Source organism: Nocardioides sp. 1609, assembly GCF_004522105.1.
In the GTDB taxonomy this organism is placed as follows: Bacteria; Actinomycetota; Actinomycetes; order Propionibacteriales; family Nocardioidaceae; genus Nocardioides.
In genome coordinates, this window is the sequence record NZ_SPUJ01000001.1 from 135,649 (window position 1) to 150,604 (window position 14,956).

Below are 14,956 nucleotides of genomic sequence, written 5' to 3' on the forward strand. Positions count from 1 at the left end.
ACTGTGCGCCTCTACTGTGGTGGCGTGCAGACCGACGCCATCACCACCCTCCTGCAGGACGTCGCCGCCGAGGTCATCACGCCTCGCTTCCGCTCCCTCGACGCCGACCAGATCAGCGAGAAGAGCCCCGGCGACCTGGTGACCGTCGCCGACCACGAGGCCGAGGTGCTCATCACCGCCGCGCTGCTGGAGGCCTACCCGGACGCCGTCGTCCTGGGCGAGGAGGCGTTCGCGGCAGACCCGACGCTCGGCGACCGGTACGCGACCGCGGCCCACGCCTTCACCGTCGACCCGGTCGACGGCACCAAGAACTTCGTGAACGGCTCCCCCGACCACGCCGTGATGGCCGCCGAGCTGCGCGACGGCGTCGTCGTCCGGTCGTGGATCTGGCAGCCGCAGCACGAGGTCGCCTACGTCGCCGAGCTCGGCGGCGGCGCGTTCCGCAACGGCGAGCCGCTCAAGGCCACGCCGCCGTCCGGTCCGCCGTCGACGTGGCGCGGCGCCACGTCGCGCCGTGCCTGGGTCGGGCAGACGCTCGAGGGCCACCGCCCGCTCGTGCTGTCGTGGGTGTGCTGCGGCGTCGACTACCCCCAGCTGGTGGCCGGCGCGGCCGACTACCTGCTCTACAGCGGCACGATGCCCTGGGACCACGCCCCCGGTGGCCTCCTGCTCACCGAGGCCGGCGGCACGCTGCGGACGCCGTCCGGGGACCCCTACGACCCCCGCACCCCGCACTCCGGCGGCCTGGTGGCCGCCGTGTCGGACGACGTGCACGACGAGGTCGCCGCCCGCTGGGCCTTCTAGCCCCCTGACGCCTCGAGGATGGCGCCTCGGGGACGCTCGAGTCAGCAGGCGGCGCCCAGGTCCTCGGAGTCGTTGGCGGCGTAGCCCTCCTTGAGGGAGCCGACCGAGCCGCCGGTGACGCTGGTCGACTGCTTCTTCCTCGGCTTGGTCGCGCCGTCGTCCGGGGTCTCGGGCGCCCGCCCCTCGGCCTTGGCGATCGCCTCGGCGACCTTGGCGTGGACCAGGTCGATGTCGGGGTCGGCGGTCGCGATCATCGGTGGCACCAGCGACAGCGTCGCGAGCTTCTGGCCCTTGGCCCTCATCGCGAGGTCGAGGAACCGGTCGACCTCGGACGACGGCAGGTTCGTCGAGACCATGTCCGAGGACGCCTCCGCGATCTTCTGGAAGTTGCGCAGCGCCGACTGGGGGCTGATCTGCTCGAGCATCGCGTTCATCACGCACTTCTGGCGCGCCATCCGCGAGTAGTCGTCCGAGCCGTCGCGGGCCCGGGCGTACCAGAGCGTCTCGAAGCCGTCGAGCTTCCGCGTGCCGGGCTCGATCGTGCCGGTGACCTTGTCGCCCGGCAGCCCGATCGGGATCTCCTGCCGGACGTTGAGGGTGACGCCGCCCACGGCGTCCACGAGGTCCTTGAAGCCCTCGAGGTTGACCATCGCCCAGTAGTTGATCTCCAGGTCGGTGATGCCCTCGATCGCCATGATCGTGGCGTCCACGCCGGGGTTCTCGGCCTTGCCGAAGAGCTCGGTGTTGTCCTCGGCCCAGGTGCTGACGCCGTTGAGCATGCAGCCGTCGCAGTCGAAGCCGTCGGGGAACTGCTCGTCCATCACCGAGCCCTCGCGGAACGGGAAGTGCGACATGTTGCGCGGCAGCCCGATCAGCACGGTCTTGCCGGTCTCGGCGTCCACCGAGGCCACGGTCATCGAGTCGGGCCGCAGCCCCCAGCGGCCGGCGCCGGCGTCCCCGCCCATGATGAGGACGTTGTAGCGGCCGTGGTGCGCGCCCGACGCCTCGCCGTCGCCGAACGTCGCGTTCATGAAGTCGCGCTGGACGCCGACCAGGTGCGCCCCGACCAGCAGGGTCCCGGCCACGGAGAAGCAGAGCAGCCCGTTGACGCCCACGGCCATCCGCCGGTGCGTCATCGAGTACGACAGGGGCTCGCCGATCCGCCAGGCGTCGACGAACAGCGCCGCCCAGCCGACGGCCGCGGCGGTCAGCACCAGGTAGATCCAGAAGAGGGCCGAGGGGCTGGTGGCCACCCAGTAGGCGAAGGGGCGGTGCACGAGGGCGAGCAGACCGCCCATCAAGGAGAGGGCAAGGAGGCCGGCTGCGCTGCAGAAGGCGATGAGTCCGACGCGCCGGTTGCCGGCGATCAGCTGGGCGGAACCGGGTGCGACGAGTGTCATGGCCATCAGGGACAGCGCACGACGGAACCGCACCTGGGCGGCTCGCTCCGAAACGGGCGACATGGGAAGGATCTTTCTGCTGGGGAAGGAAGCAGAACGGAACGCCAGTATCACCAGTCACACGGGTCACAGGGCTCACGGCACGCCGACGAGGGTCGATGCACCCGGGACGGGTACCGTCTTGCCCCATGACAGACCGCCCCGGGAACGGCGGCCCCCAGGACGGGCCGGAGTTCGGCTGGCTCTACGGAGGCAACCGCGACCCCGACCGACCTGCCGAGCAGCCCGCCGACGAGCCGGCCCCCGAGGCCACCCGGATGATGCCGGTCCAGCAACGTCCCGAGCCGACCGCCGCCCGCCCGACCACGCCGCGCCCGGTCCAGCCCGCTCCCACGCCGTACGACGCCCCGCAGCAGCGCCCCCCGGCACCCGCCGGCCCGCCCGTCCCGCCGGGACCCGCCGAGCCGAGCCGTCGCGGCGGCGGTGGGGGCTTCTGGGCCCGCCGGGTGCGCCGTCCGCGCTTCTGGGTGCGCACCGTGCTCGTGCTGCTCCTGCTGTGGCTCGTCTACACCGTCGCGGTGCCCTTCGTGACCTGGCGCAGCGCCGACCAGGTCGCCTACGAGCCGAGCGGTGAGCGTCCCGCCGAGCAGGACGGGACGACGTACCTCCTGGTCGGCAGCGACTCCCGCGCCGGGCTGAGCGCCGAGGAGCGCAAGGAGCTGAGCACCGGCAACCCGAAGTCCGAGCTCACCGACACCATCATGCTGCTGCACACCGGCGACGGCCCGAGCGTGCTGCTGTCGGTGCCGCGCGACTCGATCGTCGCCATGCCGGGCTACGGCCAGGCCAAGATCAACTCCGCCTACTCCCGCGGCGGCCCCGAGCTGCTCGTGCAGACCCTCGAGAACGAGACCGGCATCCGGATCGACAAGTACGTCGAGATCGGCCTCGGCGGCGTCGCGGACGTCGTCGACGCGGTCGGCGGCATCGAGGTCTGCCCGAAGGAACGCCTCGAGGACCCGCTCGCCGGCCTGGACATCAAGAAGGGCTGCCAGGAGGTCGACGGCCGGACCGCGCTGGCCTACTCGCGCTCCCGCAAGCAGTCGGCCCTCGGCGACCTGGCCCGCGTCGAGCGCCAGCGCGAGGTCATCGGTGCGATCGGCGACAAGGTCCTCTCGCCGTGGTCGGTCGCCAACCCGGTCCGCTGGTGGAAGCTCAACCGCGCCGTGCCGACGTTCTTCGGCTTCGGCGAGGGCACCAGCTCCATCGACGCCGGCCGCTGGGCCTACGCCATGACCAAGACCGGCACCGGTGACAACCTCACCTGCACCATGCCGGTCACCGGCCCGTCGGCCGAGACCTGGGACCGCGACCGCGCCGACCCGCTCTTCCAGGCGATCATCGACGACAGCACCGGCGACATCACCAAGGCCCAGTGCACCCCGAACGGCATCCCCCGCCAGTAGTCGCCGCCGCCCGGGCGTGGTCCAGCCCACCGGGGGTGCTGGACCTCCCCGACGCCGAGTCGGCGTTCGCGTCGAGCACGAACGCCGACTCGACGCGATCCGACTTCACCGCAACGCCGACTCGACGCGATCCGACTTCACCTCCACGCCGACTCGGCGCGACGGGAGACCGGCCACCCCGCCGCGCGGCGGCGCGGGCGGGGCCGCCAGGATGACGGGCATGGCCTACGAGACTCTTCGCTGGGAGGTCGACGCGGACGGCGTCGCCCTCCTGACGTTGCACCGACCCGGCGCCCTGAACGCCTTCGACCTGACCATGGCCCGCGAGCTGCTGCAGGTCTTCACGACCGACGCGCTCGAGGACGCCGTCCGGGCCGTGGTGGTGACCGGTGAGGGTCGCGCGTTCTGTGCCGGGATGGACCTGTCCGCCGAGGGCAACGTCTTCGGGCTCGACGAGACGCAGGACCCCACGCCGGAGTCGATCCGGGAGCGCTTCGACGACCCCGTGTACGTCGACGGGGTGCGCGACACCGGCGGCAAGGTGACGCTGGCGATCCACGCGCTGCCGAAGCCGGTGATCGCGGCGATCAACGGCGCCGCCGTCGGCATCGGCGCGACCATGACGCTCGCGATGGACCTCCGCCTGGCCTCCACGAAGGCCCGGATCGGGTTCGTGTTCGGGCGACTCGGCATCGTGCCGGAGGCCGCGTCGAGCTGGTTCCTGCCGCGGATCGTCGGGGTCCAGCAGACGCTCGAGTGGGTCTACTCCGCCGAGATCCTCACCGCGGACGCCGCCCTGGCCGGCCGGCTGGTCCGCTCGGTGCACGAGCCCGAGGACCTGGTGCCGACCGCCGTCGAGCTGGCGCGCTCGTTCGTCGTCGACCGCTCCCCCACCGCGCTGGCGCTGGCCAAGCAGCTCGTCTACCGCAACTCCGCGACCGCCGACCCGCGCGAGGCGCACCTGTCCGACTCGCTGGCGATGTGGCACGCCTCGGTCGGCGACGGCAAGGAGGGCGTGGCGGCGTTCCTGGAGAAGCGGTCCCCGGAGTTCACCGGGCGCGCGACCGACCTGCCCCGGATCTTCCCCGAGGACTGACCCGGGACCGCTGGGGTCAGGCCACCAGGGTCTTCCGGAGCCGCCGCAGGATGCCGGTGAGCAGCCGGGAGACCTGCTCCTGGCTGACGCCGACCTCGATCCCGATCTGGGCCTGGGTCCGGTGCTCGAAGAAGCGCAGCTCGAGGATCCGTCGCTCGCGCTGCGAGAGGTCGGCCATGACGGGGCGCAGCGCGAGCCTGGCCTCGGCCGTGGCGAAGGCCGGGTCGACACCGCCGAGCCGGTCGAGCGGACTGGTCGTCTGCTCACCGTCCGGGCGGGGGGCGTCGAGCGACTGCGGGCTGAAGCAGCCGGTGGCCGCCAGCGCGTCGACGACGAGCTCGAGCGGGACGTCGAGGTGCTCGGCGATCTCCTGCGGCCGGGGTGCGCGGCCGAGCCTCTGGGTGAGGGCGGCGTCGGCCCGGGTGACCCGGGCCTGCACCTCCTGGACCGAGCGCGGCGGCCGGATCGTCCACCCGGCGTCGCGGAAGTAGCGCTGGATCTCCCCGCGCAGCGTCGGCACGGCGTAGCTGAGGAACTCGTGCCCGACGGCCGGGTCGAAACCGCGGACCGCCTTGACCAGGCCCAGGTAGGCCACCTGGTCGATGTCCTCCGCCGGGATCCCGCGACCGTGGTAGCGGCGGGCGACGTCGGTGGCGACGACCATGTTGAGGCGGATGACCTCGTCCTCGTAGCCGGCCCGGGCATCCCCCTGGCTGGCGCGAGCGCGCGACAGCAACCTGGCCGTCTCGAGCCGACGGGTGGCTTCGTTCAGTGTGCGACTCGACCCCATGTGCGAGCTACCTTCCGGAGGTTGTCCATCGGGCCCCCCAGTGCAATTGCATGCTGACACTGACGCCGTGTGACACACAACACCCGTGACACGAATAGTTTGACATGTGTCCAGCAGGATCGGGGCGGAATACGACATGCCGTCGCGTCGACGCCCCCGGGGAGTGAGGAGAAGCCGCCGGGCGGGGGGATCTCGGCGGCTTCTCGACAGCGCCGTACCCCGGGGTCCCGGCGTCATGCGGACCGGGACCGGGATCCGGGTGGGTACCGTGACCACGTGGTGACACCCGACTGGCAGGACCCCGACTCCGTGCGCTTCATGCTCGACGAGTGCGACACGTGGGCGGTCGTCGGGCTCACCCCCAACACCACCCGGACGGCGTACTCGATCGCCGCGCTGCTGCAGGAGCGCGGCAAGCGGGTCGTGCCGATCAACCCGGACGGCGCCGAGGTGCTCGGCGAGCAGGGGTACCCCACGCTGGCCGACGTCCCGTTCGGGATCGACGTCGTCGACGTCTTCCGCCGCTCGGAGGCGGCCGGCGAGTTCGCCGACCAGGCCGTCGCGGTCGGGGCGCGCGCGGTGTGGTTCCAGCTGGGGGTCGTCGACGAGGCGGCCTACGACCGCACGGTCGCGGCCGGCGTCCCGATGGTGATGGACACCTGCCCGGCCATCGAGTGGCGTCGGCGCGGCGACGCGCCGTGACCGCCCCGGGCACGGACCTGCGGGTCGGGCCCGACGTCACCATCCCCGCCGGCGAGCTCGTCGAGCGGTTCAGCCGGTCCTCGGGCCCCGGCGGGCAGTCGGTGAACACCACCGACAGCCGCGTCGAGCTCGAGTACGACGTCCTCGGCTCCACCGCCCTGACCGACGCCCAGCGGGCCCGGGTCGTGGGGCGGGTCGGGTCGCCGGTGCTCGTCGTCGCCTCCGAGCACCGCTCCCAGCACCGCAACCGGGTGGCGGCGCGCGAGCGGCTGGTCGACCGGCTCCGCACCGCACTGGCCGCGCCCGCGCCGACCCGGCGCCCCACCAAGCCGACCAGGGGTTCGCAGCGGCGGCGGCTGGAGGCCAAGAAGCAGCGCGGTCGGACGAAGTCGATGCGCGGACGGGTCCGCGGCGACTGAGCCGCGCGGTACCGCAGGTCGGCGCACCGGTACCTGAGGTGGAGGGCACCGACGCCGTGCGTTCCTAGCGTTCCCCTCATGACCCACCCCACGACGTCCTCCGCCGCCCCGCTGCCCTCCGCCGCGAACGACGCCGCAGGGACCCCGGCATGACGATCCTGCTCTCCGACCCCCGCGTGGCCGCCGTGCCCGTGCACGACACCGGCGAGCCGCTGGTGCGGCTGCCCGTGGGCCTCTCCCCCGTCCGGGCCCTGGTGCGGGCCGGGATCGCCGGGCGGCTCGCTGCCGCGGCGGCCGCCCTCCCGGCCGGCATCGGCCTGCGGGTCGTCGAGGGGCACCGCACCGTGGCCGACCAGCGCTCGATCATCGCGACGTACTCCGCCGCCCTCTGCGCGCGGCACCCGGGGATCTCGGCCGTCGACCTGCACGTGCTCTCCAGCCGCTTCGTGTCACCGGTCGCCGTGGCGCCGCACGTGGCCGGCGCCGCCGTCGACGTCACCCTCGTCGACGCCTGCGGCGACGAGCTCGACCTCGGGACGCCGATCGACGCGACTCCCGAGGAGAGCGGGGGCCGCTGCTACCTCGACGCCGACGGCATCGGCGCCGACGCCCGTGCCCACCGTGACCTGCTCGCCCGGGTCCTCGGAGGAGCCGGGCTGGTCAACTACCCGACCGAGTGGTGGCACTGGTCCTACGGCGACCGCTACTGGGCGTTGCTCACCGGGGCGCCGCACGCCCTCCACGGCCCGGTCGAGATCGCGGTCGCGGCATGAGCCAGCCGGCGATGGAGCACCCCGCGGTGCCGACGTCACCGGCGCCGCGGCCGGCCGTCGGGGCCGTCGGGGCCATCGGGGCCGTGGGGGCCCGGCTGCACGTCGACCTGGACGCCGTCGCGGCCAACACCGCGCTCTTCGCGGCACGGACCCCCGGCGCACTGATGGCCGTCGTCAAGGCCGACGGCTTCGGCCACGGTGCCGCCGCCGTGGCCCGGACCGCGCTCGCGCACGGCGCCTCCTGGCTCGGGGTCACCAGCCTCGACGAGGCGCTCGCCCTGCGCGCGGACGGCGTCCGGGCGCCCGTGCTGAGCTGGCTGAACCCGGTCGAGGCCGACTTCACCGCCGCGATCGGCCACCAGGTCGACGTCGCCGTCCCGAGCGCGGCCCACCTCGCGGCCCTGACCCGCGCAGGACTCGGCGCGCGGGTGCACCTGCACCTCGACACCGGGATGGCGCGCGACGGCTCCGCCCCGTCCGACTGGGCGGCCCTGTGCCGCGCCGCCCGCCGGGCCGAGCGGGCCGGGCAGGTGCGGGTGGTCGGGGTGATGGGGCACCTCGGCTGCGCCGACGTCCCCGAGGACCCGGCGAACGCCGCCGCCCGGACGGTCTTCACGTGGGGCCTGGGCGTCGCCCGCGCCGCCGGGCTGCGGCCGCCGCTGCGCCACCTCGCCGCGACCGCGGCCACCCTCACCGACCCCGCCGCCCTGCACACGATGAGCCGGGTCGGCGCCGGCCTGGTCGGCATCGACCCGAGCGGCAGCACCCGGCTCTCCCCCGCTCTCACCCTCACCGCGCCGGTGGTCGGGGTCCGGCGGGTCGCCTCCGGCACCGCGGTCGGTTACGGCCACGCGTGGTCGGCCGACCGGCCCACGACGCTGGCGCTGCTGCCCCTCGGTTACGCCGACGGGCTGCCCCGGGCGACGTCCGGGCGCGCCGAGGTGGCCCTGCGCGGTCGCCGGCACCCGGTGGTCGGGCGGATCTCGATGGACCAGGTCGTCGTCGACGTCGGCGACCAGCCCGTGCAGCCCGGCGACGTGGCGACCGTCTTCGGGCCCGGTCACGCCGGCGAGCCCACCGTCGCCGACTGGGCGGCCTGGGCCGACACCATCGAGCACGAGATCGTCACCGGCATCGGCGCCCGGGTGGCCCGGTCATGAGCACCCCCGCCGGCACCCCCGCCGGCACCCCCACCGGCACCCCCACCGGCACCACCGACCGGGTCCGCGTCGCGGTCATCGGCGGCGGGGCCAGCTGCGAGCACGACGTCTCGCTCGCCTCGGCCGCGTCGGTCGCCGACCACCTCGACCCCGCGGCGTACGACGTCGTCCGGCTGACCATCGATCCGCACGGCACCTGGCTGGACCGCGAGGGGCGCCCGGTCGGGCTCACCGGCGCCGCGTGCCTGCTGCGCCGGTGCGACGTCGTGCTGCCCGTCGTCCACGGCCCGCACGGCGAGGACGGCACCCTGGCCGCCCTGTGCGAGCTCGCCGGGGTCCCGTACGTCGGCTCCGGCGTGCGCGCCGGCGCACTCGCGATGGACAAGTGGACGACCAAGCTCGTCGCGAACGCCGTCGGGGTGGCCACGGCCCCGGGCGTGCTCCTGACCCCGGCGGGCCGCGCGGGCCACCGGTGGACCCACCCCGTCGTGGTCAAGCCGGTCGCGGCCGGGTCGAGCCACGGCGTCACGCTCGTCGAGGACCCGGCGGGCCTCGACGACGCGCTCGCAGCCGCCTTCGCCCTCGACGACCGGGTCCTCGTCGAGGACGTCGTGGTGGGCCGGGAGGTCGACGTCGCCGTGCTCGGTCGTCCCGACGGGTCGCGGGTGGTCTCGCCGGCGCTGGAGATCGTGGTCGACGGGCTGTTCGGCTTCGAGGAGAAGTACGGCGGCCACGCCGACTTCCGGTTGCCGGCCGCGATCTCCGACACCGAGCGCAAGGCCCTGGAGGACGCCGCGGTCGCCGTCTACGACGCGCTGGGCTGTGCCGGCGTGGCGCGCGTCGACTTCTTCCTCCCCGACGAGGTGTCCCGGGGGCCGATGGCCGGGCCGGTGCTCAACGAGGTCAACACGATGCCCGGCTTCACCGCCCAGTCGCAGGTGCCGCGGATGTTCGCCGCCGCCGGCCTGCCGTACGCCGACCTGCTCGACCTGCTGGTCCGCGACGCGCTGGCATGAGCCCCGGTTCGCCCGGCGTCGGCCCTGGTGGGCCCGGGTGAGCACCCGGTGGGCGCCGGCGACGTGGTTCGATGGCCCGGTCATGAGCCGGTCCACCCATCCAGTCGAGGCGGGGTCGTGGACGATCGGGTGAGGCAGTGGGCGCCGACGCTCGCCCTCAGCGTGCTCGTCCTCGCGCTGGGCCTCGCCGAGGCGGTCTCGACGACGTACGTCTACAGCACCCACGGCCGGGGCGCGCTGGCGCTCGTGGCCACAGCGACCGCGGGCGCCGTGGCGGCGAGCCGCCGGTTCCCGGGACCGGCCCTCGCGCTCGCCTGGCTGGTGCTGCTGCTGCAGCTGGCGAGCGACACCCAGCTGATGCTCGTGCAGGCGGCCTTCGTGGTGGTCTCCTTCGCCTCGGCCCGCTGGGGCCACCCGCTCACCGTGCTCGCCAGCGCCCTCTCGGTGCCGGGCGCGGCGTTCTGCCTGGTGCTCCTGGTCGCCACCCAGGACTACCTGCCGCTGCTCGACGTCGTCGGCTACCAGGCCCTGCTCGACACGGCGTACCGCTTCGGCGACTCGTGGCGGATCGGCGCCGTCGTCATCGTGGTCGGCCTGCTCGGCCTGCCCTGGCTGGCCGGCATCGCGATGCGCTTCAGCGACCGGGCCCGCGCCTCCCAGGCCTCGCAGGTCCGGGCCGAGGAGGAGGCCGCGCGCGCCGTCCGCGAGTCCGAGCAGGCCCGCGAGATCGCCCGGCTGCGCGACGAGCAGGCCCGGCTGGCCCGCGACGTGCACGACGTGGTGGGGCACTCGCTCGCGGTGATCCTGGCCCAGGCCGAGTCGGGGCAGTACCTGCCCGACGACGACCCCGCCCGCCTCAAGCAGACGATGGCGACCATCGCGACCTCGGCCCGCTCCTCGCTGCAGGAGGTGCGCGCGGTGCTCACGCCCGACGCCGCTGCCGGCGCCGCGCCGCGCCCGCTCGACACCCTGGTCGAGGGCGTGCGGGCCGGCGGCCACGAGGTCGTGTCGCGCGAGCTGGGCACGCCGCAGCCGCTGCCGCCCGAGCTGGAGGTCGTCGCCTACCGCGTGCTGCAGGAGATGCTGACCAACGCCGTCAAGCACGGCAGCCGCGACGAGCCGGTCTTCGTCGAGCGGCACTGGCCCGACGGCGCCTTCGCGGGCGAGCTGCGGATCGAGGTCCGCAACACCGCCCTCACCCGGCCCCCCGCCGGGGCCGGCGAGACCGACGACACCGGTCGCGGTCTCGACGGCATGCGCCACCGGCTCGAGGCGGTCGGCGGCCGGCTCGACGTCCGCCGCCGCGACGAGGACGCCGTCGTGTCGTTCACCGTGACCGCCTGGCTGCCCGTCAGCCGGCTCTGAGACGGTGCGGGCGACCCGGGATGATGGGGCCATGACCGACATCCGGGTGCTCCTCGTCGACGACCAGGAGCTGTTCCGCGAGGGCGTGCGGGTGATCGTCGACGCCCAGGACGGCATGGGTGTCGTCGGCACCGCCGGCGACGGGCTCGAGGCCGTCCGGCTCGTCGACGAGCTCGCCCCGGACGTCGTGCTGATGGACGTCCGGATGCCCGAGATGGACGGCGTCGAGGCGACCCGGCAGATCTTCGCGCCCGACCGGGTGGCGCGCCGCGCCGCGGGCGGGGCCCGGCCGGTGCGGGTGGTCGTGCTGACGACGTTCAACCTCGACGACCGGGCGGCGACCGCGATCCGGCACGGCGCCAGCGGCTTCCTGCTCAAGGACACCACGCCGCCGATGCTGGCCGACGCCATCCGCACCGTCCACACCGGCAACGCCGTGCTGGCCCCCGGCGACCTGACCTCGCTGCTCGCGGGCAGCTTCACGCCCCCGACGCCGACCCCGGCGGCCTACCTCGACCTCAGACCTGCGCCTCGATCTCGCCGGCGACGGTCACCGACAAGGAGCGGGAGGTCTTCGGCGCCGTCGCCCGCGGACTCTCCAACGCCGAGGTGGGCGGCCTGGTGTTCGCCTCCGAGTCGACCGTGAAGACCCACGTGGGAGCGATCCTGCGCAAGCTCGGCCTGCGCGACCGCGTCCAGATCGTCGTCTACGCCCACGAGCACGGGCTCGTCGAGCGCTGACCGACCCACCGAGGGCGCTGACCCGCCGACTCAGGCCGACTCACGCCGACTCAGGCCGACCCACGGCGCGGCGAACAGCCACCGCGCCCCGACCGCCTCCAGCAGCCGCTGCAGGGCGAGGCAGACCAGGACCACCGCGGCGGTGACGAGCACCGGGTAGAGCGCGGCGAGCGGTAGCGACCGCGCGACGCCGTCGGTCACGACGCGGCCCGAGGTGGCGTGCACCAGCGCCACGAGCGGTAGGTGCAGCACGTAGATCGGCAGGGTGCGCCGGCCGAGGGCGGCCACGGCCGGGCCGACCGGGGTGCGGGCGAGGACACCGGCCGCGGCGACGCCGGCGAGGATGCCGAGCAGCCCGAGCAGGGGCCGGACGCCGAACCAGGCGTCGGCGTCCAGCGCCTGCCACAGCCCGGCCGCCACGGCGAACGCCGCGACCACGCCGGCGACCACCCACGGACGGGCGCGCGAGAGCCGCCCCACGGCGGGCAGGCGCGCGGCGCGCGCGCCGAGCAGGAACCAGACGAGGTTGACGAGCAGGCCGGCCCGGTTGCCCGGCGTGGGCACCAGGCCGGCGCTCGCCACCGCGCTGAGCACGAGGGCGCCCGCCAGCGCCCAGTGCGGCGCGGACCGGGTCGCGCGCGCCACGGCGACGTACAGGGCCAGGGCGAGGAGGTACCAGAGGTTTCCCGGCGTCACGGTCAGCTGCACGAGCAGCGCGCGAGGACCGTCGGCGATCGCGGTGTCGAAACCGGGCGTGGCCTGCAGGACGAGGGTGTGCACCAGCGTCCAGAGCACGAAGAGGTACGCCAGCGGCGCGACCCGGCGCCGCCACACCTCCGGCCACGGCCGCTCGACCTGGCGGGCCGCGAAGAGCCCCGAGATCAGGAAGAACAGCGGCATCCGCACGGGCAGCAGGAGCTCGGAGGCCCGGCCCCAGGCGCCGGTGACCGGCACGCCCACGTCCCACGGGAGGGCGAGGTAGTCCTTGCGGGTCACGTGCCACAGCACGACGAGCACGATGCAGACGCCCTTGGCGACGTCGGCCCACTGCTGGCGGGCCGGCCGCGGGTCGGGTCGCGGGTCGGGTCGCGGGTCTGGTCGCGGGTCTGGCGGGAGGGAGCTCTCAGGCACCCGATGATCGTCGCGGCGCGGGGGCGGGCACCGGATCGTCCGCAGGTACCGCGGCACCACCCCCTGGTACGACGTCCCGCCGGGGCCTGCGCAGCCCGAGGAGCAGCAGCGCCCCCCACGAGCCCGCCCGGGGCAGCCGCCCACCAGAGGAACCGACGGCCCCGAGTCGTGCTCCGACGCCAGGACGAGCCGGGTCGCGACCACATCGGGGAAGACCCCGACCGCCCACCGGGATCGCGTCGGCGCCGTTACCTGCCCATACTAGCTCCGTGCGCAGCCAGGCCGAGCGGGACGAGAAGACGATCGAGATCGGCGTCATCCTGGCGTGCCTGGCCGTCGTCGGCCTGGCCATCACGGTCGTCGGGCAGACCGGCCACGGCTGGATCGCCCTGGGTGTCGTGGTCATGGTGCTCGGCGTCGTTCGCGACCGCCGCCGCCGCCGCTGATCCGTCGCGACGCCGTCGCGACGACCCGCTCGAGCGGTCCGGAGCGGTCGAGGGCGGCGTACAGCGCGCCGATCCACAGCAGCACCAGCACGTGCCAGACGAAGCTGTCCGGCTCCTCGGCGGGTCAGACGACGTCGGTGCGCATGACGACGTGCAGGCTGTAGAGCGTCAGCGTCATCGTCCCGGCCCCGCACAGCACCTGCACCGCCCGCTCCCCCGGCTCGGCCAGGGCCGACACGGCCGCGACCAGCAGCAGGCAGAGACCGACCACGACCACGGCGCTCCCGCCGGTCTGCAGGAGGTCGAACGGCGTCGTCGAGTGCGGCGCGACGACGAGGAGCCAACGCCAGCCGTCGTCGGTCGGGGTCTGGCCGTACATCCCGGAGGCGATCCGGTCGAGCTCGGCGGCGCCGAACCGGTCGCGGGTCAGCAGTCCCGAGACGAGGGTCGCGCCGGCCGCGACCGCGAGGCCGACCGCCACCAGCCGCGCGGCGACCCGGGTCGACCCGAGGTCGAGGCGGCCCAGGGCGAGGCCGAGCAGCAGGTAGGCCAGCCACGGCACGGCCGGGTAGTAGCCGGTGAGCAGCAGCTCGGACAGCAGGCGTCCGGGCTCGGCCAGCTGGTCGAGGGCCGGGCTCGCGGTGCCGCGGTCCGGCAGGACCGGCCGCACCAGGTGGCTGACGACGGGGACGGCGACCGCCCAGCCGGCCGCCAGGGCCAGGAGGGGCCTGGCCCGCAGCCCGAGGAAGGGCAGGGCGAGCACGAAGAGCACCGCGTAGTAGGTGAGGATCACCGCGAGGCCGGTGTCGAGCTCCCCCAGCAGCAGCCCGACCAGACCGACCAGCACCGCCCGGACGACGATCGCCAGGCTCGACCGGACCCGCCGGCGGCCCGCGAACGGCGTCCGCCGACCCGAGACGAGCGCCAGCGAGACGCCGGCGAGCACCGCGAAGAGCGCCGACGCGCGGCCGCCGGCCAGCCACTGCGACCAGGTCAGGTCACCGGCGGAGGTGCGTGCGTCGAGGACGTGCGTGGCCACCATGCCCAGCAGCGCCAGGCAGCGGGCGACGTCGATCCCGACGAGCCGCGCGGTCGGGCGCGACGAGCTAGAAGCCGAGGCGCCGGCCACCGCTCTCCCCACGCACGACCGCACCCTTCTCCTGCGCGGACCGCTTCAGGTCGGCCTGGAAGGCCACCATCCGCTCGCGCAGGGCCGGGTCGGACGCCGCCAGGATCCGGACGGCGAGCAGCCCGGCGTTGCGGGCGCCGCCGACGGCGACGGTCGCGACCGGCACGCCGGCCGGCATCTGGACGATCGAGAGCAGCGAGTCGAGGCCGTCGAGGTTGCTCAGCGGCACCGGGACGCCGATCACCGGCAGCGGGGTGACCGAGGCGAGCATGCCCGGCAGGTGGGCGGCTCCCCCGGCGCCGGCGATGATCACCGACAGCCCGCGACCGGCGGCCTCCTTGCCGTAGGCCAGCATCTCCTCCGGCATCCGGTGGGCCGAGACCACGTCGGCCTCGTGGGCGACGTCGAACTCCTCCAGCGCCAGCGCGGCGAGCTTCATCACCGGCCAGTCGGAGTCGGACCCCATCACGATCCCGACGCGGGGACCGCCGGTCGGCACGCCGGTCTGCTGGCTCATC

At 74.6% G+C, this 14,956-nt stretch carries 15 protein-coding genes and 1 pseudogene; 11 read left to right on the forward strand and 5 right to left on the reverse strand.

From position 1 onward, the window contains the following. The first annotated feature begins 24 nt into the window (after nt 1–24). Nucleotides 25–804, forward strand: coding sequence for an inositol monophosphatase (locus E4623_RS00595; protein ID WP_134764590.1), 780 nt, complete (start codon nt 25–27; stop codon nt 802–804). Nucleotides 805–845: 41 nt separating this feature from the next. Here E4623_RS00595 and E4623_RS00600 read toward each other — a convergent pair whose 3' ends face one another. After that, the gene (locus tag E4623_RS00600; protein WP_134764591.1) at nt 846–2,267 is read right to left on the reverse strand and encodes an LCP family protein; all 1,422 of its coding nucleotides are present in this window, start codon (nt 2,265–2,267) and stop codon (nt 846–848) included. Between the two features lie 125 nt (nt 2,268–2,392). Here E4623_RS00600 and E4623_RS00605 point away from each other — a divergent pair, with 125 nt between their 5' ends. Together E4623_RS00605 and E4623_RS00610 are read left to right on the forward strand one after the other, a co-directional pair. Beyond that, nucleotides 2,393–3,670, forward strand: coding sequence for an LCP family protein (locus tag E4623_RS00605; RefSeq protein ID WP_134764592.1), 1,278 nt, complete (start codon nt 2,393–2,395; stop codon nt 3,668–3,670). 220 nt (nt 3,671–3,890) lie between these two features. Next, nucleotides 3,891–4,766: a crotonase/enoyl-CoA hydratase family protein gene (locus tag E4623_RS00610; RefSeq protein ID WP_134764593.1), complete on the forward strand. Its 876-nt coding sequence runs from the start codon at nt 3,891–3,893 to the stop codon at nt 4,764–4,766. A gap of 16 nt (nt 4,767–4,782) precedes the next feature. On the opposite strand, the gene E4623_RS00615 is transcribed toward E4623_RS00610, so the two are convergent. Beyond that, complete coding sequence (locus E4623_RS00615) at nt 4,783–5,502, reverse strand: SigB/SigF/SigG family RNA polymerase sigma factor (RefSeq protein ID WP_245154761.1); 720 nt, start codon at nt 5,500–5,502, stop codon at nt 4,783–4,785. A 330-nt stretch (nt 5,503–5,832) separates the two neighbouring features. On the opposite strand from E4623_RS00615, the gene E4623_RS00620 reads away from it, so the two are divergent. The 7 genes and pseudogenes from E4623_RS00620 to E4623_RS00650 all read left to right on the forward strand — a co-directional run bounded on the left by E4623_RS00620 (nt 5,833) and on the right by E4623_RS00650 (nt 11,732). Continuing rightward, nucleotides 5,833–6,258 (forward strand): CoA-binding protein, encoded by a 426-nt coding sequence (locus E4623_RS00620; RefSeq protein ID WP_245154762.1) that lies wholly within the window; start codon nt 5,833–5,835, stop codon nt 6,256–6,258. Beyond that, a complete protein-coding gene (gene arfB / locus E4623_RS00625; protein ID WP_134764595.1) occupies nt 6,255–6,677 on the forward strand; it encodes an alternative ribosome rescue aminoacyl-tRNA hydrolase ArfB in 423 nt (140 codons plus the stop codon). Before E4623_RS00620 ends, arfB begins: the two co-directional genes overlap by 4 nt. A 149-nt stretch (nt 6,678–6,826) precedes the next feature. Then, nucleotides 6,827–7,450 (forward strand): M15 family metallopeptidase, encoded by a 624-nt coding sequence (locus E4623_RS00630; RefSeq protein WP_134764596.1) that lies wholly within the window; start codon nt 6,827–6,829, stop codon nt 7,448–7,450. Beyond that, nucleotides 7,447–8,610 (forward strand): alanine racemase, encoded by a 1,164-nt coding sequence (gene alr, locus E4623_RS00635; protein ID WP_245154763.1) that lies wholly within the window; start codon nt 7,447–7,449, stop codon nt 8,608–8,610. Before E4623_RS00630 ends, alr begins: the two co-directional genes overlap by 4 nt. Next, nucleotides 8,607–9,626: a D-alanine--D-alanine ligase gene (locus E4623_RS00640; protein WP_134764597.1), complete on the forward strand. Its 1,020-nt coding sequence runs from the start codon at nt 8,607–8,609 to the stop codon at nt 9,624–9,626. The genes alr and E4623_RS00640 overlap by 4 nt, the downstream gene beginning before the upstream one ends. 117 nt (nt 9,627–9,743) lie before the next feature. Continuing rightward, nucleotides 9,744–10,991, forward strand: coding sequence for a histidine kinase (locus E4623_RS00645; RefSeq protein ID WP_134764598.1), 1,248 nt, complete (start codon nt 9,744–9,746; stop codon nt 10,989–10,991). A gap of 31 nt (nt 10,992–11,022) precedes the next feature. Next, a pseudogene (locus tag E4623_RS00650) lies at nt 11,023–11,732 on the forward strand (response regulator transcription factor). Nucleotides 11,733–11,762: 30 nt separating this feature from the next. Here the strand turns inward: E4623_RS00650 and E4623_RS00655 are convergent. Then, nucleotides 11,763–12,863, reverse strand: coding sequence for an acyltransferase (locus E4623_RS00655; RefSeq protein WP_167736408.1), 1,101 nt, complete (start codon nt 12,861–12,863; stop codon nt 11,763–11,765). Nucleotides 12,864–13,132: 269 nt separating this feature from the next. On the opposite strand from E4623_RS00655, the gene E4623_RS22410 reads away from it, so the two are divergent. Next, nucleotides 13,133–13,309, forward strand: coding sequence for a hypothetical protein (locus E4623_RS22410; RefSeq protein ID WP_167736409.1), 177 nt, complete (start codon nt 13,133–13,135; stop codon nt 13,307–13,309). 124 nt (nt 13,310–13,433) lie between these two features. Here the strand turns inward: E4623_RS22410 and E4623_RS00660 are convergent, their stop codons facing one another. Continuing rightward, on the reverse strand, nt 13,434–14,450 hold the full coding sequence (locus E4623_RS00660) for a heparan-alpha-glucosaminide N-acetyltransferase domain-containing protein (protein ID WP_134764600.1): 1,017 nt from the start codon (nt 14,448–14,450) through the stop codon (nt 13,434–13,436). Beyond that, nucleotides 14,416–14,955 carry a 5-(carboxyamino)imidazole ribonucleotide mutase gene (gene purE, locus E4623_RS00665; RefSeq protein ID WP_134764601.1) on the reverse strand — a complete coding sequence of 180 codons (540 nt, stop codon included), beginning with the start codon at nt 14,953–14,955 and terminating at the stop codon, nt 14,416–14,418. Before purE ends, E4623_RS00660 begins: the two co-directional genes overlap by 35 nt. Between the last annotated feature and the right edge of the window lies 1 nt (nt 14,956).